We start from the raw sequence: 24,749 nt of genomic DNA, 5'->3' as shown, positions 1-24,749 counted from the left end.
CCGCCCGTCGGCTTCTGGCCGCTGGGCGCGCAGTGTGGCTCCACACTGCGGTGGGGGTGGCCGGGTGAGCTTCGGGGAGCGGCTCACTGCCGCCGTGGCGCGGTTCGGGCCGCTGTGCGCGGGGATCGACCCCCATCCGGCACTGCTGGCCGAGTGGGGGTTGGTGGACGACGCCTCCGGGCTCGCCGCGTTCTGCGACGCCGCCGTCTCGGCGCTGGCCGGGCAGGTCGCCGCGGTCAAACCGCAGTCGGCGTTCTTCGAGCGGCACGGGTCGCGGGGGATCGCGGTCCTGGAGGACGTCCTGGCCGGACTCGCGGGCACCGGCACGCTGACGGTGCTCGACGTCAAGCGCGGGGACATCGGGTCCACCATGGACGGCTACGCCGACGCCTACCTCGGCGTCGGTGCGGCCATGGCGGCGGACTCGATCACGGTGTCGCCCTACCTGGGCTTCGGCTCCCTCGACCCGGCCTTCCGGGCCGCCGAGGAGGCGGGGCGCGGGGTGTTCGTGCTGGCCCGCACCTCCAACCCGGAGGGCGGGTCGGTCCAGCTCGCTCCCGTGGACGGCGGGACCGTGGCCCAGTCCATGGTCGACGGTGCGGCGGCCCGCAACGCCGACGCCGCGCCACTGGGCGGGGTGGGTGTCGTCGTCGGTGCCACGCACGACCACGGCCTCGACCTCGGCGGCCTCAACGGCGCCGTGCTGGCCCCCGGCCTCGGTGCCCAGGGCGCGACCCCCGCGGACCTCGCGGAGCGCTTCGGCGGCCTGAACGGGGTGCTCCTGCCCGCCGCGAGCCGCTCGATCCTCAAGGCGGGCCCCACCGTCCCCGCGCTGCGTGCGGCCGCGGAGAGCCAGCGGGACGCCCTCGCCCAGGCGCTCACCGTCCTGCGCTGAGCGCGGCGGGGTGGGCCCACCCGCAGGCCCGCGATCCTGATCACACCGCCGTTCACCCGTTCGGAGGGGGTGGTGGCACCCTGGTGTCGGGCCGGCCCGGGCGAGCAGTCTGGTCGGGCCTTGAGGAACAGGGCGCGAGCGGGGGAGGTACGGGGAGTGGGCGAGCACGTGGACGTCCTGATCGTGGACGACCAGCGCCCGTTCCGGACGGTGGCGCGCACCGTGGTCGGGATGGTCGGGGGATGGCGGGTCGCGGCGGAGGCCGAGAGCGGCGAGCAGGCGTGCGCGGAGGCCGAACGGGTGCACCCGGCCGTCGTGCTGATGGACATCAACCTGCCCGGCATCAGCGGCATCGAGGCGACCCGGCGGATCCTGGCCGCGGACCCGGCCGTGGTCGTCGTGCTGCTGTCGACGTACGCGCTGGACGACCTCCCGTCGGACGCCGCCTCGTGCGGCGCCGTGGCGTACATCAACAAGGAGGACCTCACGCCCGCCCGGCTGCGCGCGCTGCGCCCGGTCGAGCAGGCCGGCTGAGGGTGACGCACGCCACGTCCCGAACGGCTCCTGTCGGCGCGGAGCGGGCGGGTCGGTCTGGCTTGTGAGCGGGTGCTCGTGATATCACCCGGACGGGTGTGGACGGGCCGCCCTGTGGGATCAAACCCACAGGTGGCACCCCCGATGGCGTCGCCGACGGATGTCTGGGTACGTTCGCTTCCGACCCCGGATCAATCCTCCGGGGACCGCGTCGCCCGGCCACCGGGTGACCGCCCTCGCGCACGACGAAAGACGGAGGAGACCGTGGCCCTTCCCCAGCTGACCGACGAACAGCGTGCCGCCGCCTTGGAGAAGGCCGCGGCCGCCCGCCGGGCCCGGGCTGAGCTGAAGGACCGCCTCAAGCGCGGGGGGATCACCCTCGCCGAGGTGCTGAAGCAGTCGGACACCGACGAGGTGCTCGGCAAGATGAAGGTGTCGGCGCTGCTCGAGGCGATGCCCAGCGTCGGCAAGGTCCGTGCCGCCCAGATCATGGAGCGCCTGGAGATCGCGCCGAGCCGCCGGCTGCGCGGGCTGGGCGAGCGGCAGCGCAAGGCGCTGCTCACCGAGTTCCCCTCCTGAGATGGACACCCGCCGGGGCCGGTTGATGGTGCTCGCAGGCCCCTCCGGGGTCGGTAAGAGCAGCATCGTCGACCGGCTCCGCAGGGAGCTCCCCGACCTGCACTTCTCGGTGTCGGCGACCACCCGGGCCAAGCGCCCCGGGGAGGTCGAGGGGGTGCACTACCACTTCGTCTCCCGCGAGGAGTTCGACCGGCTCGTCGCGGCCGGGGAGCTCCTGGAGTGGGCCGAGGTGCACGGCGGGCTGCAGCGCTCCGGCACGCCGGCCGAGCCGGTCCGGCGCGAGCTGGCCGCGGGGCACCCGGTGCTGGTGGAGGTCGACCTCGCCGGCGCGCGGGCCGTCAAGGAGAAGATCCCGGACTCGGTGACGGTCTTCGTGGAGCCGCCCTCGTTCGAGGAGCTGGCCCGGCGGCTGACCGACCGCGGGACCGAGTCGCCCGAGGTCCGGGAGCGCAGGCTCCGCACCGCCGTCGAGGAGATGGCGGCCCGGGACGAGTTCGACGTGGTCGTGGTGAACGACGACGTGCAGGCCGTCGTCGACCGGTTGGTAGAGTTGCTGGTCGCACCCCTGAACACAGCGTCTGGAGTTACCGAGTGAGCATGCCGCTGACCGGCCCCGTGGCCGGAGCGCTTCCCGAGGGCATCACCAACCCGCCGATCGACGACCTGCTGGACAAGGTCTCGTCGAAGTACGCGCTCGTGATCTACTCCGCCAAGCGCGCCCGGCAGATCAACGACTACTACTCCCAGCTGGGCGAGGGTCTGCTCGAGTACGTCGGCCCGCTCGTCGAGCCGGGTCCGCGCGAGAAGCCGCTGTCGATCGCCATGCGGGAGATCCAGAGCGGCCTGCTCGAGCACACCGAGGGCGAGTAGTCCGGGTGGCCCCTCGCGTTCTGTTGGGGGTCGCGGGCGGGATCGCCGCCTACAAGAGCGCGGAGCTGCTCCGGCGGTTGACCGAGACCGGTCACTCGGTGCGGGTCGTCCCCACCGAGTCCGCGTTGAACTTCGTCGGCGCCGCCACGTTCGAGGCGCTGTCCGGCCAACCCGTGCACACGGGCGTGTTCAGCGACGTGCCGTCGGTGCAGCACGTGCGGCTCGGCCAGGAGGCCGACCTCGTCGTCGTCGCGCCGGCCACCGCGGACCTGCTGGCCCGCGCGGCCGCGGGCCGGGCGGACGACCTGCTCACGGGGTCGCTGCTCGTCGCCCGCTGCCCGGTGCTCTTCGCGCCGGCGATGCACACCGAGATGTGGGAGCACCCCGCCACCCGCGCGAACGTCGCCACGTTGCGCGACCGCGGGAACGTCGTGCTCGAGCCCGCGTCGGGGCGGCTGACCGGCAAGGACACCGGGCCCGGCAGGCTGCCGGACCCCGCCGAGATCGCCGAGTTCGCCCGGCTGCTGCTCGAGCGGCCGGACGCGCTGCCCCGGGACCTGGTCGGACGCCGGGTCGTCGTGTCCGCGGGCGGGACCCGCGAGCCCCTGGACCCGGTCCGCTTCCTGGGGAACCGGTCGTCGGGCAAGCAGGGGTACGCGCTGGCCAAGGTCGCCGCGCAGCGCGGGGCGCACGTCACGTTGGTGGCGGGGCCGACGGACCTCGCCGCCCCCGCCGCGGTCGAGCTCGTGCGGATCGGCACCGCGCTGGAGCTGCGCGAGGCCATGCACGAGGCGGCGAAGGGGGCGGACGCGGTCGTGATGGCGGCCGCCGTCGCCGACTTCCGGCCGGCGGACCTGGCAGGCCACAAGATCAAGAAGGACGGCTCGGAGCCGCCGCCGCTGCGGCTGGCCGTGAACCCGGACATCCTCGTCGAGCTGGTGGCGGCGCGGGAGCCGGGGCAGGTCGTCGTCGGTTTCGCGGCCGAGACGGGCGACGAGACCACCGAGTTCCTCGAGTACGGCCGCCGCAAGCTCGCCCGCAAGGGCTCCGACCTGCTGCTGGTCAACTGGGTGGGCGAGGGCGGCGCCTTCGAGAACGCGGACAACCAGGGCTGGCTGCTGGGCGCCGACGGCTCGGAGACCGAGGTCCCGCACGGCTCGAAGGCCCTGCTGGCCGCCCGCATCTGGGATGCGGTCGCGACCCGCCTGACCTGATCGTGAGTGGCGATGGTCGCTCTGGCGACCATCGCCACTCACGGACGAGGACGGGCGGCCCCGGTGTCCGGGACCGCCCGTCGTCGTGTGTCTCGTGTGTCCGTCAGCCGCCGAACAGGCCGCCGAGGCCGCCCGAGCGGGCCGGAGCCGGCTCCTCGGCGGGCGCGTCGGCGGGCTTCGCCGCCGGGGCGGCCGGGGCGTCGGCGTCCTCGGGGTCCTCGCCCGCCGCCGGCGCAGGCGCCGTGGCCGCACCCGGGGCCGGGGTGGTGGCCGGGGCGCGGTTCTGCGGGGCGGTGAGGCCGGCGTCGGCGGGCTTGTTCGGGTCGGCCGCGGGTGCCGCGTCCGCCTTCACGTAGTCCTTGACCGACCAGCCGCCGAGGTTGACGAGCTCGACGAACCCGTTCTTCTCCGCGCCGATCTCGACCTTCGTGCCGCGGTCGCAGACGGCGACGATCTTCGCGCCCGCCTCCGGCTCCGCGCGGACGTTGACGTTGTCGGTGCAGACACCGGGGGTCGCTGCGGACGCCGTCCCGGCGAGGACGGCCATCAGTCCGGCGGCACCGACGGCGACCGCGCCGCCCACCGCCGCGGCGATGCGGCCGGGACGCTGCAGGCTTGCCTTCATGGGGAGCACACTCCAAGGGGTCGTGTCGCCTCGCGAGGATCCGGGGTCGATGCCCGTCGCGGCGGCGGTTCGCGATGTCAGCAGGCCCAACGACGCGGACCGTGACCGATTCGGGACCCCGGACGTGGTCCACCCGATCGAGTGCTCAGGGTGAGCGATTCTGACGCAGCGTGAACGGCGGGCCGGCCCCGGCGGGCGCGGCGGTGGCCGGGGCCGGGCGCGAGGCCGAACGTCGGTGCGGTCCACTACGCTCGCGGTGACGGAACTGCACTGGAGCGCCCCCCACCTCGCAGCCGCGGACAGGGGTGCCGGACCGATCGGAGTGGGGCGTGGCGAACGTGGGGCGCCGGTTGTTCACCAGCGAGTCGGTGACCGAGGGTCACCCGGACAAGATGTGTGACGCGATCAGCGACACCATCCTGGACGCGCTGCTGAAGGAGGACCCGAAGAGCCGGGTCGCCGTCGAGACGCTCGTGACCACCGGCCAGGTGCACGTGGCCGGTGAGGTCACCACCGCGGCCTACGCGGACATCCCCGGGCTCGTCCGGGACACGATCCTCGAGATCGGCTACGACTCGTCGTCGAAGGGCTTCGACGGCAACTCCTGCGGCGTGAACGTCGCCATCGGGGCGCAGTCCCCGGACATCGCCCAGGGCGTCGACACCGCCTACGAGAGCCGGGTCGAGTCCAGCGAGGACGAGATCGCCCGCCAGGGCGCCGGTGACCAGGGGCTGATGTTCGGCTACGCGAACACCGACACCGACGAGCTGATGCCGCTGCCGATCGCGCTGGCGCACCGGCTCGCCCGGCGGCTGACCGCCGTCCGCAAGAGCGGCGAGCTGCCCTACCTGCGACCGGACGGCAAGACCCAGGTCACCATCGAGTACGACGGCGACAAGGCCGTCCGCCTCGACACGGTGGTCCTGTCCACCCAGCACGCCGCGGACGTCGACCTCGACGGGATGCTCGCGCCCGATGTGCTGGAGAAGATCGTCCAGCCCGAGATCGCGAACCTGGGCCTGGACACGAGCAACGTCCGGCTGCTGGTGAACCCCACCGGCCGGTTCGTGATCGGCGGCCCGATGGGGGACGCCGGGCTCACCGGCCGCAAGATCATCGTCGACACCTACGGCGGCTTCGCCCGCCACGGCGGCGGTGCGTTCTCCGGCAAGGACCCCTCGAAGGTGGACCGCTCGGCCGCGTACGCGATGCGCTGGGTGGCGAAGAACGTCGTCGCCGCGGGGCTCGCCGAGCGCATCGAGGTGCAGGTCGCCTACGCCATCGGCAAGGCCGCCCCGGTCGGGCTGTTCGTGGAGACCTTCGGCACGGCGCACGTGGACCCGGCGAAGATCGAGGCGGCCATCACCGAGGTCTTCGACCTGCGCCCGGCCGCCATCGTGCGGGACCTGGACCTGCTCCGCCCGATCTACGCGCCCACGGCGGCGTACGGCCACTTCGGCCGCAGCGACCTCGCCCTGCCGTGGGAGGACACCTCCCGCGCCGAGGCGCTCAAGTCCGCCGCGAGCTGAGCCCGCCCGAACGGCACCCCCGCCCGTCGCCGGGCCGGGGTGCCGTTCGTGCGTTCCGGGGCTGTGGACGGATCGGACCGCCGGCGGCGGGAGTGTCGGAGCGATCGGGTAGGACGGGTCTGTGAGTACGGACGAGGCGCAGACGGGACTGGACGTCCCCGTGCCCACCGTCGTGCCCGGCCCGCCCCGACCGCGGACAGGCAGGCCACCCCGTCGGGCCACGTCGACCCGGGGGGACTGGCAGGCGGCGGACGCGGCGCCGGTCGCCCGGGTCGCGGTGGACGTGGCGCTCCCGCACCTCGACCGTCCCTTCGACTACCGGGTCCCCACCCATCTCGACGACGCGGCGCGGCCCGGGGTGCGGGTGCGGGTGCGGTTCGCGGGCAGGCTGGTGGACGGCTACCTGCTGGAGCGGGTCGAGGAGTCCGAGCACACCGGGCGGCTGGCGTGGATCGACAAGGTCGTCTCGCCCGAGCCGGTGCTCACCCCCGAGGTCGCGGCCCTGTGCCGGGCCGTGGCGGACCGCTACGCCGGGGTGTTCGCGGACGTGGTGCGCATGGCGGTGCCGCCGCGCCACGCCCGGGTCGAGGCGGAGGAGCCCCGGGAGCGGGAGGCCGCCGTCGTCGCCCGGCCGGATCCGGCCGGGTGGGCCCGCTACCCGCGCGGACCCGCGTTCCTGGAGGCGCTCGCCGCGGGCAGGCACGCGCACGCGGTGTGGCAGGCGCTGCCGGGGGAGTCCTGGGCGGAGCGGTTCGCCGAGGCGGCCGCGGCGGCGCTCGCGGCGGACCGCGGGGCGATCCTCGTGGTGCCCGACCAGCGTGACGTCGAGACGGCCCACGCCGCGGTCGTCGCGCTGCTGGGGGCGGACGCGGTGATCGCGCTCACCGCGGAGCTGGGGCCCGCCGAGCGGTACCGGCGGTGGCTCGCGGTGCGGCGCGGGGAGGTCCGGGTGGTGGTCGGCACCCGCTCGGCGGCGTTCGCGCCCGTGGAGCGGGTGGGGCTGCTCGCCGTGTGGGACGACGGGGACGACTCCCACGCCGAGCCGCGCGCACCGTACCCCCAGGTCAGGGACGTGCTCATCGCCCGGGCCCACGCCGCGGGGGCCGCGTTGCTGATCGGCGCCCACTCCCGCACGGCCGAGGCGCAGCTGCTCGTCGAGTCGAACTGGGCCGCGGCGATCGTCGCGGACCGGTCGGCGGTGCGGGCGGCCGCGCCCCGCGTCACGGCGATCGGGGAGACCGACACCCAGCTCGCCCGGGACCCGGACGCCCGCGCCGCCCGCGTGCCTGCCGTCGCGTTCGAGGCGGCGCGGCAGGCCCTCGGCGCCGGGCACCCCGTCCTCGTGCAGGTGCCGCGGGCCGGGTACCTGCCGTGGCTGTCCTGTGCCCAGTGCCGCGAACCGGCGCGCTGTCGGCACTGCGCCGGGCCGCTGGGGGTGCCGCGCGGCGGGGCGGACGCCGCGCCCCCGACCTGCCGGTGGTGCGGGCGGGCGGACGTGAACTTCCGCTGCGGCGGGTGCGGCGGCCGTCGGTTGCGCGCGGGGGTCGTGGGGTCGCGACGGACCGCCGAGGAGCTGGGGCGGGCGTTTCCGCAGGTGGCGGTGCGGACCTCGGGCGGCGGCGCCCCGATCCTCGCCTCGGTGAAGGCGAAGCCGGAGATCGTCGTCGCCACGCCGGGGGCCGAGCCGTGGGTCGAGGGCGGCTACGGCGCCGCCCTGCTGCTCGACGGCTGGGCCATGCTCTCGCGCGCCGACCTGCGGGTGATGGAGGAGGCGCTGCGCCGGTGGCTGGCCGCGTCGGCGCTGGTCAGACCACATGCGGAGGGCGGTCGGGTGGTGATCGTCGCGGACTCGGGCATCCCGGTGGTGCAGGCGCTGGTGCGCTGGGACCCGGCCGGGTTCGCCGCCGAGGAGCTGGCGTCGCGAGCCGAGGTGGGGTTCCCGCCCGCCGTCCGGATGGCCTCGGTCGAGGGTGTGCCGGGCGCGGTGGCGGAGGTCGTCGACCTGGTGCTGGCGGCCGAGCCGCGGATCGAGGTGCTCGGGCCGGTGGAGGTCGAGGACTCCGCGGAGGGCCACGAGCGGGCGTTGCTGCGGGTGCCGCGCGCGCACGGGCGCGAGCTGGCCCGGCACCTGCACGCGGTGCAGGCCCTGCGCAGCGGACGGAAGGCGCCGGACCCGGTGCGGGTGCGGCTGGACCCGGCCGAGATCGAGTAGGTGGCAGAATCGGGGGTGTTCGACCGAGGGGAGATCCGTGTCCGTCCAACCCGTCCGCCTGTTCGGTGACCCGGTGCTGCGGGAGGTGGCCGCACCCGTCACGACGTTCGACGCCGAGCTGCGCAAGCTCGTCGCCGACCTCACCGACACGATGCACGACGAAGGCGGCGCCGGCCTCGCCGCGCCGCAGATCGGCGTGGGTCTGCGGGTGTTCACGTTCGCCGTCGACGGGATCGAGGGCCACCTGATCAACCCGACGTGGACGGCGTCGGACGCCGAGGAGCAGCTCGGGCCGGAGGGCTGCCTGTCCATCCCGGGCCTGCAGTGGGACTGCAAGCGGATGGCGAACGTCGTCGCGACCGGGTGGGACGTGCACGGTGAGCCCGTGACCGTCGAGGGCACGGCGAAGCTGGCGCGCGCGATCCAGCACGAGACCGACCACCTCGACGGCGTGCTGTTCATCGCCCGGCTGGACCCGGCCACGCGCAGGCAGGCGATGGCGGAGATCCGCGAGGCCGAGTGGTTCGCCGGGCAGACCGTGAAGGTCAGCCCGCACCCGATGTTCGGCAAGGCCCGATGAGGCTGCTGTTCGCCGGCACCCCCGATCCCGCCGTCCCCGCCCTCCAGGCGCTGCTGGACTCGCCGCGCCACGAGGTCGTCGGGGTGCTGACCAGGCCGGACGCCCCCGCGGGCCGCGGCCGCACGCTGGTCCGCTCACCGATCGGCGCGCTGGCGGACGCCGCGGGGATCCCGGTGTTCACGCCCGCGAAGCCCCGCGACCCGGAGTTCCTGGAGCAGCTGCGCGCACTCGCGCCGGACTGCGTGCCGGTGGTCGCGTACGGGGCGCTGGTCCCGCGCGCGGCGCTGGACGTGCCCCGGCTCGGCTGGGTCAACCTGCACTTCTCGCTGCTGCCCGCGTGGCGGGGCGCCGCGCCGGTGCAGGCGGCGATCAAGCACGGCGACGAGGTCACCGGCGCCACCACCTTCCTGCTGGAGGAGGGCCTCGACACCGGCCCGACCTACGGGGTGGTCACCGAGCCGATCGGCCCCCGGGACACCACCGGTGACCTGCTCGGCAGGCTCGCCCGCTCGGGGGCGACGCTGCTGGCCGCGACGATGGACGGGCTCGAGGACGGCACCCTGCGGGCCGTGCCGCAACCCGCGGACGGCGTCACCCACGCGCCCAAGGTCCTGGTGGCGGACGCCCGGGTGGACTTCGCGACCCCGGCGCTCGCGGTCGACCGGCTGATCCGCTCGGTCACCCCGGAGCCGGGGGCGTGGTGCACCTTCCGCGAGACCCGGCTGGGCCTCGGCCCGGTCGTCCCGGTGCGCACGGGCGAGATCGAGCTGAAGCCGGGCGAGCTGCACGTCGAGAAGAAGCGGGTGCTGGTCGGGACCACCACGGTCCCGGTCGCCCTGGGCGAGGTCCGCCCCACGGGCAAGCGCGCGATGCCCGCCCCGGACTGGGCGCGCGGGGTGCGGATCACGGAGTCCGACAGCCTGACCTGAGCCCACGTCGCCCCGAGTGATCGTCGGGAGTGGAGCAGGATCCGCGCTCAGCGCGGGTTTCGCTCCAGTCGGCGTGATCACGTCGGGCTCCCGGGCGACCGGCGCGGGTGGGGGCGGGCGGACCTGGGACGATGGAGGACGGCGGCACCGGTGTGCCGTCCGCGAGCGAGACGACGAGGAGTACGTGTGAGCGAGGCCGACGGCGGACGACCGGAGCGGGACGACCGCGACGATCGGGGCCGGTCCGACCGTCCCCGGGGTGCGGGGGAGCGCCGGGGCTCCGGCTGGTCGGACGACCGCCGAGGCGGGCGGCCGAGCCGGGACTCGCGCGACGACCGGGGCGGCTCCCGCGACGACCGGGGCGGCGGGGACCGCGGCCCGAGAGGCGGCGGCTCCGGAGGCGACCGGGACCGCGGCGGTGCCGGCGGTGATCGCGGCGGCTACCGGGGTGAGCGGGCCGGGCGGGACGACCGGGGAGGTCGGGACGGCGGCTCCCGCGGCCCGCGAGACGAGCGGGCCGGCCACCGCGGGCCCCGAGACGACCGTGGCGGACCCGACCGCCGCCCGTCGGGGGACGGCGGCCACCGCGGCGCGCGGGACGACCGCCCCCGCGGGGGCTACCGCGACCGTGACGACCGCCGCGACGACCGCCCCCGCCCGGATCGCCGTGACGACCGGCCCCGTGACGACCGCCCCCGCGGCGCCTCCCGCGACCGTGACCGCGACCAGCGCAGCCCCGACCGCCGCGACGACCGCCCGCGGGCCGGCTCCGGCGACCGGCGCGGCGGCTACGGCCGCGACGACCGTGACGAGCGCGGTGGGCGCCGCGACCGCACCGCGGGCCCGCGCAACGCCGGGCCGCCGCGCCGCAGGCAGGGGCCGAGCACGCCGCCGTCGAGCGACCCGGCCCGCGCGGCCGCGTTCGAGCTGCTTACCGCGGTGCGCGAGCGGGACGCCTACGCCAACCTCGTCTTCCCCAGCATCCTGCGCCGCTACGGCCTGAAGGACCGCGACGCCGCCCTGGCGACCGAGCTGGGCTACGGCACACTGCGCGCCGCGGGCCAGATGGACGCCGTGATCGAGGCCTGCGCGGACCGCCCGCTGCACCGGGTGGAGCGCCAGCTGGTCGACGCGATGCGCCTGGGCGCCTACCAGATCCTGCGCATGCGGGTGCCCGAGCACGCCGCCGTCGCCACCGCGGTGGACCTGGTGCGGGAGACGGAGGGGTCCCGGTCGTCGGGCTTCGTGAACGCCATCCTGCGCAAGGTCGCCGAGACCGCGCGCGAGAAGGGCGCCGAGGAGTGGCTCGCCGAGCTCGCGCCCAGCGCGGAGGAGGACCCGGTCGGGCGCGCCGCGTTCCTGCACGCCCACCCGAAGTGGATCGCGCAGGCCTTCGTCGACGCCCTCGGCTCGCGCGCCGAGCTCGATGCCGCGCTGGCGGCCGACGACGCCCGCCCCGCCGTCCACCTGCTCGCCAAGCCCGGCGAGATCAGCGCCGAGGAGCTCGCGCTCGTCACCGGCGGCACCGAGGCCCCCTACTCGCCGTACGGGGTGCACCTGGAGCCCGGCTCGGGGGACATCGGCGAGCTCGACGTGATCCGCGAGGGCGTGGCCGCGGTGCAGGACGAGGGCAGCCAGCTCGTGGCGCTGGCGCTGACCCGGGTCCCGGTCGACGGCGACTCCGGGCGCTGGCTCGACCTGTGCGCGGGCCCCGGCGGCAAGGCCGCGCTGCTCGGCGGGATCGCGGCGATGGCGGGTGGCCGGGTCGACGCCGTCGAACCGGCCGAGCACCGCGCCGACCTGGTCCGCCGGGCCGTCGACGGGCTGCCGGTCACCGTGCACACCGCGGACGGCCGGGACGCCCCGCTCGAGGCGGGCGTCTACGACCGGGTCCTCGTGGACGCCCCGTGCACCGGGCTGGGCGCCCTGCGGCGCAGGCCGGAGTCCCGGTGGCGGCGCAAGCCCGAGGACGTCGCGAACCTGACCAAGCTGCAGCGCGAGCTGTTGCTCGCCGCGTTCCGCCACGTTCGGGTGGGCGGGGTGGTGGCCTACGTCACCTGCTCGCCGCACCTGTCCGAGACGGTCGGTGTGGTCGGCGGGATCGTGCGCCGCAAGGACCTCGAGGTGGCCGTCGAGTACGTGGACGCGCGGGAGTTCCTGCCGGGCGTCCCGGACCTCGGCGACGGGCCGCACGTCCAGCTCTGGCCGCATCGCCACGGCACCGACGCGATGTTCCTGACCCTGCTCCGCCGCACCGCCTGAGCAGCTCTGTGACCTGCATCTCCACCGCCGGTCGGTGCAGCTCGGCGGGGTGCGGCGCGTAGCCTGCGGGGGTGCGTCCCCTGACCGCTTCCACGCCCCTGATCGCGCCCAGCATCCTCGCGGCCGACTTCGCGCGGCTCGCGCAGGAGGCCGAGCGGGTGGCGGGCGCGGACTGGCTGCACGTGGACGTCATGGACGCGCACTTCGTGCCGAACCTGACGCTGGGCCTGCCGGTCGTCGAGTCGCTGCTGAAGGCGACCGACACCCCGCTGGACTGCCACCTGATGATCGACGACCCGGACCGGTGGGCGCCCGGGTACGCCGAGGCGGGGGCGCACAACGTCACGGTGCACGTCGAGGCCGCCCACGACCCGGTGATGGTGGCGAAGGACCTGCGGGCCGCCGGGGCGAAGGCCGGGTTGTCGCTCAAGCCCGGTACGCCGCTGGACCCGTACGTCGAGGTGCTCAAGCACTACGACACGCTGCTCGTGATGAGCGTGGAGCCCGGGTTCGGCGGGCAGAGCTTCATGCCCGAGGTGCTGGACAAGGTGCGCGAGGCGCGCAGGCTCGTCGACACCGGCCACCTCACCCTCATGATCGAGATCGACGGCGGGATCGCGGACTCGACGATCGAGGCGGCGGCCGAGGCCGGCGTGGACTGCTTCGTCGCGGGCTCCGCGGTGTACGGCGCCGAGGACCCCGCCCTGGCCGTCGCCGCACTGCGGGAGAAGGCCGCCGGCGCGCATCCCCGGTGGGCCCATGACGCCTGAGGACGCCATGCGGGAGGCCCTCGCGGCCTCCGTCGCGGTGCACGGTCGCACCAGCCCGAACCCGCCGGTCGGCGCCGTCGTGCTGGACGCGGCGGGCGAGGTCGTGGGGGTCGGCGCCACCCAGCCGCCCGGCGGGCCGCACGCCGAGGTCCTCGCGCTGCGCGCGGCGGGGGACCGGGCGCGCGGCGGCACCGCCGTCGTCACGCTGGAACCCTGCGCGCACCACGGCCGGACCCCGCCGTGCACCGACGCCCTGGTCGCGGCCGGCGTCGCGGCCGTGCACGTCGGTGTCGCGGACCCGAACCCCGTCGCCGCGGGGGGCGCCAGGGTGCTGGCCCGGGCGGGCATCGCGGTGACCCACAGCGCGCTCGACGTGGCGGGCGGGCCGCTGCGGGCCTGGCTGCACAGCGTCCGCACCGGGCGCCCGCACGTCACGTGGAAGTTCGCCGCGACGCTCGACGGCCGCAGCGCCGCCGCGGACGGCACCAGCCGCTGGATCACCGGCCCCGAGGCCCGCGCCGAGGTCCACGAGTTCCGCTCGCACGTCGACGCCGTGGTCGTCGGCACCGGGACGGCGCGGGCGGACGATCCGGCCCTCACCGCCCGGTACCCGGACGGCACGGACCGCGAGCGCCAGCCGCTGCGGGTCGTGGTGGGCCACAGTGACCTCCGTCCGGGATCCCGACTGGACGCGCCGGACGTGCTACACCTGCGGACACAGTCACCCGACGACGTGCTGAAGGCGCTCGCCGACCGTGGTGTCGTGGACGTCCTGCTGGAGGGCGGCCCCCGGCTCGCGGGCGCGTTCGTGCAGGCCGGGCGGGTCGACCGGGTGCTGGCGTACCTCGCGCCCGCGCTCCTCGGTGCCGGCCCGGCCGCGCTGGGGGACGCGGGGGTGGGAACGATCGGCGACATCGCTCGGTTGCAGGTGGACACGGTGCGCGTCGTGGGCGCGGACGTGCTGGTCGACGCTCGACCGGCCTGACGGAAGGGACAGGGGATGTTCACGGGGATCGTGGAGGAGGTCGGCGAGATCGTCGACGTCGCGTCCTCCGGCGAGGTGGTCGTGCTGACCGTGCGGGGGCCGCTGGTCTCCTCCGACGCGGGTCACGGCGACTCGATCGCGGTGAACGGCTGCTGTCTCACGGCCGTGGCGCCGGACGGCGGGGACACCTTCCGCCTCGAGCTCGTCCCCGAGACCCTCAAGCGGACCTCGCTCAGCGGGGCCGTCGCGGGCGCGAAGGTCAACCTCGAGCGCGCCCTGGCGGCGAACGGCCGCTTCGGCGGGCACATCGTGCAGGGCCACGTCGACGGCGTCGGCACGCTGCTGACCCGCACCCCCGGCGAGCGGTCGGACGAGGTGCGCTTCAGCCTCCCGGCCGAGCTCGCGAAGTACGTGGTGGAGAAGGGCTCGATCACGGTCGACGGGGTGTCGCTGACCGTGGCCGCCACCGACGGCGACACGTTCACCGTGGCCCTCATCCCGACGACGCTCGCCGACACGACCCTCGGCCTGCGCAAGCCCGGCGATCCCGTCAACCTCGAGGTGGACGTGCTCGCGAAGTACGTGGAGAAGATGACCGCCGGTTACGTCGGCGGCGCTGCCACATCGACGACACCGAAGGACGGTGCGGAGTGACCGAGATCGCTCACCAGGGCGCGGCGCAGGCCGCGGGGCTCTCGGGCGGCTTCGAGAGGATCGAGCGGGCGCTGCGCGACCTCGCCGAGGGCAAGGCCGTCGTGGTGATGGACGACGAGGACCGCGAGAACGAGGGCGACCTGATCTTCGCCGCCGAGAAGGCGACGCCGGAGCTGGTCTCGTTCGTCGTCCGCTACACCTCGGGGTACGTGTGCGTCGCCCTCACCGACTCCGAGTGCGACCGGCTCGACCTGCCGCCGATGCACCACTCCAACGCGGACGCCTACCGCACCGCCTTCACGGTGACGGTGGACGCGAAGGAGGGCATCTCCACCGGGATCTCCGCGGCGGACCGCGCCCACACGATCCGGCTGCTCGCGGCCGCCACGACCCAGCCGTCGGACCTGGTGCGGCCCGGCCACGTGCTGCCGCTGCGGGCCCGCGAGGGCGGCGTGCTGCGCCGCCCCGGGCACACCGAGGCCGCCGTCGACCTGACCCGGATGGCGGGGCTCGCCCCGGCCGGCGCGCTGTGCGAGATCGTCTCCCAGAAGGACGATGGCGAGATGGCCCGCGGCGACGAGCTGCAGGTCTTCGCGGACGACCACGAGCTCACCCTGATCACCATCGCCGACCTGATCGCCTACCGGCGGCGCTTCGAGAAGCACGTCCAGCGGATCGCGCAGGCCCGCATCCCCACCGAGCACGGCGAGTTCGTGGCGTTCGGCTACGACTCCCTGCTCGACGGCATCGAGCACATCGCCATGGTGAAGGGGGACGTCGGCACCCCGGAGGGGTCCGGCGAGGACGTCCTGGTCCGGGTGCACTCCGAGTGCCTCACCGGAGACGTCATGGGCTCGATGCGCTGTGACTGCGGTCCCCAGCTCAACGCCGCCTTGGCGGCCGTCGCGGACGAGGGCCGCGGCGTGGTGCTCTACATGCGCGGACACGAGGGCCGGGGGATCGGCCTGCTGCACAAGCTGCAGGCCTACCAGCTGCAGGAGGCGGGCGCGGACACCGTCGACGCCAACCTCGCGATGGGTCTGCCCGCCGACGCCCGGGACTACGGCATCGGCGCGCAGATCCTCTCCGACCTGGGCGTGAAGTCCATGCGGCTGCTCACCAACAACCCGGAGAAGCGCGCCGGGCTGGAGGGTTACGGCCTGCGCATCCTCGAGCGCATCGCGATGCCGATCCGCCCGAACCCGGAGAACCTGCGCTACCTGCGCACGAAGCGGGACCGGATGGGTCACGACCTCCCCGGTCTCGGCGAGAGCGCGGGCCCCGGCAACCTCACCGACGCACAGGGCTGAGGCCCGACCGCTCCGTGCACCCGCGGCCCGTCCGGGACGTCCGACGTCCTGAACGGGCCGCTCGTGCACCGTGGGTTCGGACGGGTGGGAGGATGGGACCGTGAGCGGTGAAGGACGGCCCGTGGACGCGGGCGATCTGTCGGGCGCGGCCGGGCTCCGCGTGGGTGTGGTGGCCGCGACCTGGCACGCGGAGATCGTGGACCAGCTGCTCGCGCGGGCGCTGGAGACGGTCGAGAAGGCCGGGGCGGTACCCACCGTGGTCCGGGTCCCGGGCACCATCGAGCTCCCCGTGATCGCCCAGGAGCTCGCCCGCACGCACGACGCGGTGGTGGCCCTCGGCGTGGTCGTGCGCGGGGGCACCCCGCACTTCGAGTACGTCTGCGACTCGGTCACCGCGGGCCTGACCCGCGTCTCGCTCGACGAGAGCACCCCGGTCGGCAACGGCGTGCTCACCACGAACACCCTCGAGCAGGCCGTGGACCGCAGCGGGGCCCCCGGCAGCGCCGAGGACAAGGGCGCCGAGGCCACCGAGGCGGCGCTGCGCACCGCGATCGTGCTCGCCGAGCTCCGGGAGCTCGGGTGACCATGAACGAGACGGCGCGGGTGGAGGCCCCGATCGGACGCGGGCCGGGGGCGGTGACGATCCGGCCGCGGCTGGCGTCCTGGCTGGGCTGGGTCTCCGCGGTGGTGACGATCGTCGTCTTCGTGGTGATCGCCGTGATCCTGCGGAACACGGCGACGGGCGTGTTCTTCCGGCTCGCCGACCAGGTGGCGATGGTCCTGTTCGGGCTCTTCGTCGCGGCCGGGTGTCTGCTGTTCGCGCGGCCGCGGGTCCGGGCGGACGAGCGTGGCATCGAGGTCCGCAACGTCGGGCTCGCGAAGACCCTGCCCTGGTCGGTGGTCGAGCGGGTCGGGTTCCCGGACGGCGCCCCCTGGGCCCGGCTGGACCTGCCGGACTACGAGTACCTGCCCGTGTTGGCGATCCAGGCGGTGGACCGGCAGCACGCGGTCGACGCGATCCGGAAGGTGCGGGCGCTGCACGCCGCCGCCCACCGCTGACCCCTTTGGGCGACCCGGCCTGACCGCTGGGCTCCCAGTCCGCCCGCGTCCCGGCCCGCCCGGTCGGCCGCCCCCACACTCCTCTGGCGCGGAGATCGAACGCAGCGTGACCATGCGCGTGCGGAGAGCTGATCGACCGACTCGGGCAACGGCGCCCGGGGGTGAGGCGGCGGGATGAGCATCGGGCTGGGCGGAACGGACACCCGACACGTCCGGCGGGGCGGTCGTTCCACCGGGAGGACGCCCGCGTCCCCACCGGAGACGGAGCGCGTCCGGCGGCCACGGGCGGTGCTCGTCGAGGTGCACGGCACGCTGCTGCGGGTCGAGGCCCTGCGCCGGCGCTTCCGGGAGGTCGGGCGGGCCGAGCACGAGCTCGACATCGTGCTCGCTCGCGCCGCCCGCGACGGCACCGCGCTCGCGCTCACGGGGACCCGCTCGGCCTTCGCCGACGTCCTGCGGGACGCGCTGCACGCGGTCGGGGGCCCGACCCTGTCCGACGACGCCGCCGCGCACGTCCTCGCCGGCCTGCACACGCTGCCCCCGCACCCCGACGCCGAGCCCGCCCTCGTCGCGCTCGCGCGGTCCCGCGTGCCGGCGTGGGCCCTCGCGCACGGTGCGGGGGAGTCGGTCGCGGGCGCCCTGGACGCGACCGGTCTGCGTTCCTTCCTGCGCGGCACCGTGGCCACCGACGACCTCGCCGCCGTGCCCCCGCACCCCGACGCGTTCCACCTGGCCTGCGCCGCCGCCCGCATCGATCCCGCCACCACGGCCTTCGTGTCCACCCAGCCCTTCCTCGTGCACGGCGCGCAGAAGGCCGGGCTGGTCGGCGCCCTGGTGCTACGCGAGGGGGAGCAACTGCCCAGCACCGTGACACCGCCCCACGTCACCGCCACCACCCTGCCCGACGCGGCCGCCCGACTCCTCGCCCTCCCAGCCTGACCGCCCGCCGAGCGTCACGGGAGCGCTGCCGCGGGCACGCTCCCGTCCCTCTCGCACCATCCGTGTCCGGCGAGCGTGACGGGAGCGCTCGCGCGGGTGCGTTCCTGTCGCGCCCGTCGAGCGTGACGCGAGCGCTCGCGCGTGAACGCTCCGGTGTCCCTCGCGCCTTGGGTGTCCGTCGAGTGTCACGGGAGTGTGGTCGCGGGTGCGCTCCTGTCCCACTCGCCGTGGCTGTCGGGTGGGTGTGACACGAGTGCTCTGCGGGGTGTGCTCCGGTCTCACTCGGCGGGTGTCACGGGAGCGTTCGCGCGGGTGCGGTCCTGTGTCGCTCGCGTGATGCGTTACGACGGGAGCGCTCGCGCGGCAATGCTCCTGTCGCGCTCGCGGGGGAGCGGGTGGGCGTGACGCGAGTGCTTCGCGGGGTGCGCTCCGGTCCCGCTCGACGGGCGCGACAGGAGCGTCCGCGCGGGTGCGCTCCCGTCACGCTCGCGCCTTTGGTGTCCGGCGAGAGTGTGACGGGAGCGCTGCCGCGGGAACGCTCCCGTCCCTCTCGCACCATCCGTGTCCGGCGGGCGTGACGGGAGCGCTCTGCGTGGTGCGCTCCGGTCCCACTCGGCGGGTGTCACGGGAGCGTGGTCGCGGGAACGCTCCTGTCCCACTCGCGGTGGGTGTCGGGGTGGGTGTCTCGCGAGCGCTTCGCGGGGTGTGCTCCGGTGCCATTCGGCGGGTGTCACGGGAGCGTTCGCGCGGGTGCGCTCCTGTGTCGCTCGCGTGATGCGTGTCCGGCGGGCGTGGCGGGAGCGTTCGCGTGGGTGCTCCGGTCTCACTCGGCGGGTGTCACGGGAGCGTTCGCGCGGGTGCGCTCCTGTGTCGCTCGCGCCATCCGTGTCCGACGAGCGTCACCCGAGCGCTCTCGCGGGTGCGCTCCTGTTCCGCTCGCGGGTCAGGCGCCGAGTTGTGGGCGCGAGTGGGTGTCGACGGCCGGGCCGCCGAGGTCGGCGCGGGCACCCGCCGCGGCGCCGTGGGTGAAACCGCTGCCGGACAGGCTCGGGCGCCGGGCCCGGCCCAGGGTGGGGAAGGCCTGCGCGTACGCCCGGTCCACCTGGGTGCCACGGTCGGCGAGGACCAGCTCGGCGCCCCCGCCGGGCGTGGTCTGCACCGCCTCGGTCTCGGCGAGCAGCAGCCGCTGGTGCACCTGCGCGGCGAAGCCCTGCAGCCAGGACCGCCGGTAGGCGGCCACGGACTCCCAGGGATCCGGTGGTCGCAGCCGGACGAGCTGGCCCGTGGCCTGCAGCAGCAGCGAGGTGTAGAGCAGCTCGACCCGTTCGCGGTCCGAGGCGAACCCGAACACGGTCACCGCCGCCACCTTGCCCCCGACCGCCCCGTGCATGATCCACCGGCAGCGCAGCGCCGCGGCGATCCAACCGAGCAACCGGGCCTTGCCGCCGGAGTACGGGTCCTCCATCGCGACCCGCAGCACGCCGATCGCGTCCCGCCGCGGGTCGCCCGCGCCCAGGCTCGCGGACAGCAGCGCCTCGTCGATCCCGTGCCGCGCCATGAGCTCGACGGCCTTGGCGTTGTAGGTCTCGGCCTCCTCCGGCGTGCCCGCCCGCTCGGCCTTGGCCAACAGCTTGCGGACCCGCTCCAGGCGATCGGTGCGGGCCTCGGTGCCGGGTGAGGTGCCGGGAGAGGTGCCGGGAGAGGTGCCGGGAGAGGTGGCGGTCATGAGGGGCTCCTTCGATCAGGTGTTCGAGGGTCTACCGCACCGCACCGACAGCCTCCGACGGACCCGCATCCACGACCACCCACCGCAGCCCTCCCTCCACAGCATCCGCACGGTAACGAGACCGGCACCCACAGCGACCACCGGCCCCGGATACACCCTCGCCGTCCCCGCCTCGCAGGCACTCCGCGCCACGGACCGTCGGTGCCCGGTTCTACTCTGGGGGACGCCATGCCGGACCCCGCCACCTACCGCCCGGCCCCGGGGACGATCCCCGAGGCCCCCGGCGTGTACCGCTTCTCCGACCCGCAGGGCCGGGTCATCTACGTCGGCAAGGCCAAGAACCTGCGGCAGCGGCTGAACTCCTACTTCGCCGACATCGCGGGCCTGCACCCCCGCACCCGCCAGATGGTCACCACCGCCGCCCACGTGCAGTGGACGGTCGTCGGCACCGAGGTCGAGGCGCTCCAGCTCGAGTACAACTGGATCAAGGAGTACGACCCGCGGTTCAACGTCCGGTACCGGGACGACAAGACCTACCCGGTGCTCGCGGTGACGATGAACGAGGAGTTCCCGCGGCTGCACGTCTACCGCGGCCCGCGCCGCAAGGGCGTCCGGTACTTCGGCCCGTACGCCCACGCCTGGGCGATCCGCGAGACCCTCGACCTGCTGCTGCGCGTGTTCCCGGCCCGGACCTGCAGCGCCGGGGTCTTCAAGCGGCACGGCCAGATCGGCCGCCCGTGCCTGCTGGGGTACATCGACAAGTGCTCGGCGCCGTGCGTCGGGCGGGTCACCGCGGACGAGCACCGCGGGATCGTCGAGGACTTCGCCGAGTTCCTCTCCGGCCGCACCGACCGCATGGTCCGCGAGCTCGAGCGGCGGATGCAGCAGGCGTCGGAGGACCTGGAGTTCGAGAAGGCCGCCCGCCTGCGAGACGACATCGGCGCGCTCAAGCGGGCCATGGAGCGCCAGGCCGTGGTGCTCGGGGACGGCACGGACGCGGACGTCGTCGCGTTCGCCCAGGACGAGCTGGAGGCCGCCGTCCAGATCTTCCACGTGCGCGGCGGGCGGGTCCGCGGCCAGCGCGGCTGGGTGATCGACAAGACGGACGAGACGCCGGACACCCCCGCGCTCGTCGAGCGGTTCGTGACCCAGTTCTACGGCGACTCCTCCGAGGGGGCCGCGGACCAGCCGGACAACCCCATCCCGCGGGAGATCCTGGTCCCGCAGCTGCCCGCGGACGCCGAGGCCCTGCAGCAGTGGCTCACCGGGCTGCGCGGCTCCCGGGTGAGCCTGCGCGTCCCGCAGCGCGGGGACAAGCGCGCGCTCGCCGAGACCGTCGAGCGGAACGCCAAGGAGGCGTTCACCCAGCACAAGCTGCGCCGCGCGGGCGACCTCACGGCCCGCAGCGCCGCCCTGCAGGAGCTGCAGGACGCCCTGGGTCTCGACGAGGCGCCCCTGCGGATCGAGTGCATCGACGTCAGCCACGTGCAGGGCACGAACGTGGTGGCCAGCCTCGTCGTGTTCGAGGACGGCCTGGCCAAGAAGTCCGAGTACCGGCGCTTCGAGGTGCGAGACGGCGCGGAGGGGGGAGACGTCGCGTCCATCGCCGAGGTCGTCCGGCGGCGGTTCAAGCGGTACCTGAGCGAGAACCAGCCGACCCAGAGCGACGAGATCGCGCCCGAGCCCGAGTTCGGCGCCAAGGTGCGCACCGGGATCGACCCGACCACCGGCCGTCCGAAGAAGTTCGCCTACGCCCCCAACCTGCTCGTCGTCGACGGCGGGCAGCCGCAGGTCGAGGCGGCGGCGGACGTGCTGGCGGAGCTGGGGATCACCGACGTCGCGTTGTGCGGGCTGGCCAAGCGCCTGGAGGAGGTGTGGCTGCCCGCCGACCCGGACCCGGTCATCCTGTCCCGGACCAGCGAGGCGCTGTACCTCCTGCAGCGCGCGCGGGACGAGGCGCACCGGTTCGCCATCACCTATCACCGGCAGCGTCGTTCCAAGGGCATGGTCGCCTCCGAGCTCGACGGGGTGCCGGGCCTGGGGCCCGCGCGCAGGCAGGCACTGCTGAAGCACTTCGGGTCCATGAGGAAGCTCAAGGCCGCGGACGTCGACGAGATCGCCGGGCTGCCCGGGTTCGGCAGGCGCACCGCCGAGGCCGTGGTGGCCGCGCTGCACCCGGAGGGTGCGTCGGCGGCCCTGCCTGCGAGTTCCGGTGAGTGACGCCGGCATCGAGGTCGCCCTGGTCAGCGGCCTGTCGGGCGCCGGGCGCAGCACCGCGGCGAAGGTCCTGGAGGACCTCGGCTGGTTCGTCGTGGACAACCTGCCGCCCGAGCTGATCGCCACCATGGTCGACCTCGGGGCCCGCTCCAGCGGTGAGGTCACCCGGATCGCGGTGGTCATGGACGTCCGCAGCCGGGCCTTCACCCGCGACCTGGCCGCCGTGATCAAGGATCTGGACGCGCGCGGCTACAAGCCGCGGCTGCTGTTCCTGGAGGCCGCGGACGCGGTGCTGGTGCGCCGGTTCGAGGCGAACCGCCGCGGCCACCCGCTGCAGGGGGACGGCAGGCTCGCGGACGGGATCACCGCCGAGCGCGCGCTGCTGCGCCCGCTGCGCGAGGCCGCCGACCTGGTCGTCGACACCTCGACGTTGTCGGTGCACCAGCTGCGCAGCCGGATCGAGCAGGGCTTCGAGACGGGTGCGCCGGAGCCGACCCGGGTCAACCTGCTGTCCTTCGGCTACAAGTACGGCCTGCCGCTCGACGCGGACCTCGTCGTCGACATGCGGTTCCTGCCCAACCCGCACTGGATCCCGGAGCTGCGCGAGCAGACGGGGCGAGACGCGGCGGTGTCGGACTACGTGCTCTCCCAGGAGGGCGCCGAGGAGTTCCTCACCCAGTACCTCGGCCTGTTGTCGCTGGTCGGCGCCGGGTACCGGCGGGAGGGCAAGCGCTATCTCACCGTCGCGGTGGGGTGCACGGGCGGCAAGCACCGCAGCGTGGCCGTCGCCGAGGAGCTGGCGCGGCGGCTGGCCGGTGCCGAGGGGGTGGCGGTGTCGGTGACGCACCGCGACCTGGGCCGCGAATGAGAGCCGTCGCGCTCGGCGGCGGCCACGGGCTGGCCGCCACGCTGGCGGCGTTGCGGCGGCTGCCGGAGGTCACCGACGTCACGGCCGTCGTCACGGTGGCGGACGACGGCGGCTCGTCCGGGCGGATCCGACGCGAGCTGGGCGGCCTGCTGCCGCCCGGGGACCTGCGGATGGCGCTGGCCGCCCTCGCCGACTCCGACCGCTGGGCGGCGCTCGTGCAGCACCGCTTCGGGGGCACGGGGGCGTTGGCGGGTCACGCCGTCGGCAACCTGATGCTGGCCGGCCTGATGGAGACCACCGGCGACCCGGTGGCCGCGCTGGACGCGATGAGCGGCCTGCTCGGCGTCCGCGGCCGGGTGCTGCCGATGAGCACCGTGCCGCTGGACATCGAGGCGGAGGTGAGCGGGCTCGGCGAGCCGGGGGGCCTGCACCGGATCCGCGGCCAGGTCGCCGTGGCGTCGACCCCGGGCCGGGTGGAACGGGTGTGGCTCCACCCGGCGCAGCCCCCGGCCTGCGACCAGGCGGTCGAGGCCATCCGGTCGGCGGACGTCGTGGTGCTCGGGCCGGGCTCGTGGTTCACCTCGGTGCTCCCGCACCTGCTGGTCCCGGCCCTGCACGCCGCGCTGGTGGAGACGGCGGCGCGGCGGGTCGTCGTGCTGAACCTCGCCCCGGAGCCGGGGGAGACCCCGGACTTCAGTCCCGAGCAGCACCTGGCCGTGCTGGCGGCCCATGCCCCCGACCTCCGTCTGCACGCCGTGGTGGCGGACGGGGCGGCGGTAGCGGTACCCCGTCGGCTGCGCCAGGCGGCACGGGCGATGATGGAGGAGGGCGGCCGGGTGCACCTCGCACCGGTCGCGGCGGCGGACCCGCTCGTGCCCAGGCACGAGCCCGCGGCGCTGGCGGTGGCGCTGCGCGAGGTGTTCGTGCAGGTGGAGAACGAGGGGGAGGCGCAGGCATGGCGATGACCGCGGCGGTGAAGGACGAGCTGTCGAGGCTCACCGTGAACAAGCCGTCCTGCCGGAAGGCGGAGGTCGCGTCCCTGCTGCGCTTCGCGGGCGGCCTGCACATCGTCGGCGGGCGGGTCGTGATCGAGGCGGAGGTGGACACCGGCTCGGTCGCGCGGCGGCTGCGCAAGGACATCCACGACCTCTACGGGCACCAGGTCGAGGCGCACGTGATCACCGCGGGCGGGCTGCGCCGGGGGAACCGCTACGTGCTGCGCGTGGTGCGGGACGGCGAGGGCCTGGCCCGGCAGACCGGCCTGCTGGACCAGCGCGGACGTCCGGTGCGCGGGCTGCCGCCCGCCGTCGTGTCCGGGGACCTGGAGGACGCCGAGGCCGCCTGGCGGGGCGCCTTCCTCGCGCACGGCTCGCTGACCGAGCCCGGCCGCAGCTCCGCGCTGGAGGTGACCTGCCCGGGCCCGGAGGCCGCGCTGGCGCTCGTCGGCTCGGCGCGGCGGCTCGGGGTCACGGCGAAGGCGCGCGAGGTCCGGGGGGCGGACCGCGTCGTCGTCCGGGACGGGGACGCCATCGGCGTGCTGCTGACCCGGATGGGCGCCCACGAGTGCGTGCTGGCCTGGGAGGAGCGGCGGATGCGCCGCGAGGTCCGGGCCACGGCCAACCGGCTCGCGAACTTCGACGACGCCAACCTGCGCCGCTCGGCCCGCGCCGCGGTGGCCGCGGCCGCCCGGGTCCAGCGGGCCCTGGAGATCCTCGCGGACGACGTGCCCGACCACCTCCTCGCCGCGGGCAGGCTGCGCGCCGAGCACACCCAGGCCTCGCTCGAGGAGCTCGGCCAGCTCGCCGACCCGCCCATGACGAAGGACGCCGTGGCGGGCCGGATCCGCAGGCTGCTGCACATGGCGGACAAGCGGGCCGCCGATCTGGGCATCCCGGACACCGAGTCGGCCGTCACCCCGGAGATGCTGGAAGAGGCGTGAAGCGCAGGTCATACGCAGTGACCTGCCAGGACCTATAGGGTTGGGCCGTCCGA

The 24,749-nt window shown here is 75.1% G+C and carries 23 protein-coding genes and 1 pseudogene; 22 read left to right on the top strand and 2 right to left on the bottom strand.

Going from position 1 to position 24,749, the window contains the following annotated elements:
• The first annotated feature begins 64 nt into the window (after window positions 1-64).
• The 6 genes from pyrF to coaBC all read left to right on the top strand — a co-directional run bounded on the left by pyrF (window position 65) and on the right by coaBC (window position 4,092).
• Window positions 65-895, top strand: a complete 831-nt coding sequence (gene pyrF / locus L3X23_RS10095; RefSeq protein ID WP_237191965.1) for an orotidine-5'-phosphate decarboxylase — start codon at window positions 65-67, stop codon at window positions 893-895.
• A 156-nt stretch (window positions 896-1,051) separates the two neighbouring features.
• Window positions 1,052-1,429 carry a response regulator transcription factor gene (locus L3X23_RS10090; protein ID WP_237191964.1) on the top strand — a complete coding sequence of 126 codons (378 nt, stop codon included), beginning with the start codon at window positions 1,052-1,054 and terminating at the stop codon, window positions 1,427-1,429.
• Window positions 1,430-1,693: 264 nt separating this feature from the next.
• Window positions 1,694-2,008: an integration host factor, actinobacterial type gene (mihF, locus tag L3X23_RS10085; RefSeq protein WP_093077948.1), complete on the top strand. Its 315-nt coding sequence runs from the start codon at window positions 1,694-1,696 to the stop codon at window positions 2,006-2,008.
• A 1-nt stretch (window position 2,009) separates the two neighbouring features.
• Window positions 2,010-2,603: a guanylate kinase gene (gene gmk / locus L3X23_RS10080; RefSeq protein WP_237191963.1), complete on the top strand. Its 594-nt coding sequence runs from the start codon at window positions 2,010-2,012 to the stop codon at window positions 2,601-2,603.
• Window positions 2,604-2,605: 2 nt separating this feature from the next.
• Complete coding sequence (rpoZ, locus tag L3X23_RS10075; protein WP_093077942.1) at window positions 2,606-2,878, top strand: DNA-directed RNA polymerase subunit omega; 273 nt, start codon at window positions 2,606-2,608, stop codon at window positions 2,876-2,878.
• Between the two features lie 20 nt (window positions 2,879-2,898).
• On the top strand, window positions 2,899-4,092 hold the full coding sequence (gene coaBC / locus L3X23_RS10070) for a bifunctional phosphopantothenoylcysteine decarboxylase/phosphopantothenate--cysteine ligase CoaBC (RefSeq protein ID WP_237197986.1): 1,194 nt from the start codon (window positions 2,899-2,901) through the stop codon (window positions 4,090-4,092).
• 103 nt (window positions 4,093-4,195) lie between these two features.
• Here the strand turns inward: coaBC and L3X23_RS10065 are convergent, their stop codons facing one another.
• Window positions 4,196-4,717 (bottom strand): SH3 domain-containing protein, encoded by a 522-nt coding sequence (locus L3X23_RS10065; RefSeq protein WP_237191962.1) that lies wholly within the window; start codon window positions 4,715-4,717, stop codon window positions 4,196-4,198.
• Between the two features lie 329 nt (window positions 4,718-5,046).
• Here L3X23_RS10065 and metK point away from each other — a divergent pair, with 329 nt between their 5' ends.
• From metK to L3X23_RS10005, 12 genes and pseudogenes are all read left to right on the top strand, one after another.
• On the top strand, window positions 5,047-6,246 hold the full coding sequence (metK, locus tag L3X23_RS10060) for a methionine adenosyltransferase (RefSeq protein WP_308116889.1): 1,200 nt from the start codon (window positions 5,047-5,049) through the stop codon (window positions 6,244-6,246).
• Between the two features lie 121 nt (window positions 6,247-6,367).
• Window positions 6,368-8,458: a primosomal protein N' gene (locus L3X23_RS10055; RefSeq protein WP_374204830.1), complete on the top strand. Its 2,091-nt coding sequence runs from the start codon at window positions 6,368-6,370 to the stop codon at window positions 8,456-8,458.
• Window positions 8,459-8,495: 37 nt separating this feature from the next.
• Complete coding sequence (gene def, locus L3X23_RS10050; RefSeq protein WP_093077930.1) at window positions 8,496-9,038, top strand: peptide deformylase; 543 nt, start codon at window positions 8,496-8,498, stop codon at window positions 9,036-9,038.
• Window positions 9,035-9,967 (top strand): methionyl-tRNA formyltransferase, encoded by a 933-nt coding sequence (gene fmt, locus L3X23_RS10045; protein ID WP_237191961.1) that lies wholly within the window; start codon window positions 9,035-9,037, stop codon window positions 9,965-9,967. Before def ends, fmt begins: the two co-directional genes overlap by 4 nt.
• A gap of 822 nt (window positions 9,968-10,789) precedes the next feature.
• A pseudogene (locus tag L3X23_RS10040) lies at window positions 10,790-12,229 on the top strand (RsmB/NOP family class I SAM-dependent RNA methyltransferase); the annotation flags it as partial.
• A 98-nt stretch (window positions 12,230-12,327) separates the two neighbouring features.
• The gene (gene rpe / locus L3X23_RS10035; RefSeq protein WP_237197983.1) at window positions 12,328-12,999 is read left to right on the top strand and encodes a ribulose-phosphate 3-epimerase; all 672 of its coding nucleotides are present in this window, start codon (window positions 12,328-12,330) and stop codon (window positions 12,997-12,999) included.
• The gene (gene ribD, locus L3X23_RS10030) at window positions 12,989-13,984 is read left to right on the top strand and encodes a bifunctional diaminohydroxyphosphoribosylaminopyrimidine deaminase/5-amino-6-(5-phosphoribosylamino)uracil reductase RibD (protein WP_237191960.1); all 996 of its coding nucleotides are present in this window, start codon (window positions 12,989-12,991) and stop codon (window positions 13,982-13,984) included. The genes rpe and ribD overlap by 11 nt, the downstream gene beginning before the upstream one ends.
• A gap of 15 nt (window positions 13,985-13,999) precedes the next feature.
• Window positions 14,000-14,638 carry a riboflavin synthase gene (locus tag L3X23_RS10025; RefSeq protein ID WP_237191959.1) on the top strand — a complete coding sequence of 213 codons (639 nt, stop codon included), beginning with the start codon at window positions 14,000-14,002 and terminating at the stop codon, window positions 14,636-14,638.
• Between the two features lie 5 nt (window positions 14,639-14,643).
• Complete coding sequence (locus tag L3X23_RS10020) at window positions 14,644-15,948, top strand: bifunctional 3,4-dihydroxy-2-butanone-4-phosphate synthase/GTP cyclohydrolase II (RefSeq protein ID WP_308116982.1); 1,305 nt, start codon at window positions 14,644-14,646, stop codon at window positions 15,946-15,948.
• Between the two features lie 100 nt (window positions 15,949-16,048).
• Window positions 16,049-16,531 (top strand): 6,7-dimethyl-8-ribityllumazine synthase, encoded by a 483-nt coding sequence (gene ribH / locus L3X23_RS10015; RefSeq protein ID WP_093077915.1) that lies wholly within the window; start codon window positions 16,049-16,051, stop codon window positions 16,529-16,531.
• Window positions 16,532-16,533: 2 nt separating this feature from the next.
• On the top strand, window positions 16,534-17,007 hold the full coding sequence (locus tag L3X23_RS10010) for a PH domain-containing protein (protein WP_237197981.1): 474 nt from the start codon (window positions 16,534-16,536) through the stop codon (window positions 17,005-17,007).
• Window positions 17,008-17,181: 174 nt separating this feature from the next.
• Entirely contained in the window at window positions 17,182-17,946 is a 765-nt protein-coding gene (locus tag L3X23_RS10005) for an HAD family hydrolase (protein WP_237191958.1), read from the top strand.
• Window positions 17,947-18,889: 943 nt separating this feature from the next.
• Here L3X23_RS10005 and L3X23_RS10000 read toward each other — a convergent pair.
• Window positions 18,890-19,672, bottom strand: a complete 783-nt coding sequence (locus L3X23_RS10000; RefSeq protein ID WP_237191957.1) for a DUF2786 domain-containing protein — start codon at window positions 19,670-19,672, stop codon at window positions 18,890-18,892.
• Between the two features lie 228 nt (window positions 19,673-19,900).
• Between L3X23_RS10000 and uvrC the strand changes: the two genes are divergently transcribed.
• From uvrC to whiA, 4 genes are read left to right on the top strand one after another with little or no spacing between them, the layout of a single operon-like run.
• The gene (gene uvrC, locus L3X23_RS09995) at window positions 19,901-21,892 is read left to right on the top strand and encodes an excinuclease ABC subunit UvrC (RefSeq protein WP_237197980.1); all 1,992 of its coding nucleotides are present in this window, start codon (window positions 19,901-19,903) and stop codon (window positions 21,890-21,892) included.
• A 7-nt stretch (window positions 21,893-21,899) separates the two neighbouring features.
• A complete protein-coding gene (gene rapZ, locus L3X23_RS09990) occupies window positions 21,900-22,757 on the top strand; it encodes an RNase adapter RapZ (protein WP_093078520.1) in 858 nt (285 codons plus the stop codon).
• A complete protein-coding gene (yvcK, locus tag L3X23_RS09985) occupies window positions 22,754-23,722 on the top strand; it encodes a uridine diphosphate-N-acetylglucosamine-binding protein YvcK (protein WP_237191956.1) in 969 nt (322 codons plus the stop codon). Before rapZ ends, yvcK begins: the two co-directional genes overlap by 4 nt.
• On the top strand, window positions 23,713-24,696 hold the full coding sequence (gene whiA / locus L3X23_RS09980) for a DNA-binding protein WhiA (RefSeq protein WP_093077897.1): 984 nt from the start codon (window positions 23,713-23,715) through the stop codon (window positions 24,694-24,696). Before yvcK ends, whiA begins: the two co-directional genes overlap by 10 nt.
• Window positions 24,697-24,749 lie beyond the last annotated feature (53 nt).

The organism is Pseudonocardia sp. WMMC193 (assembly GCF_021728735.1).
Lineage (GTDB): Bacteria > Actinomycetota > Actinomycetes > Mycobacteriales > Pseudonocardiaceae > Pseudonocardia > Pseudonocardia oroxyli.
This window is presented reverse-complemented; position numbering and strand designations above follow the sequence as displayed.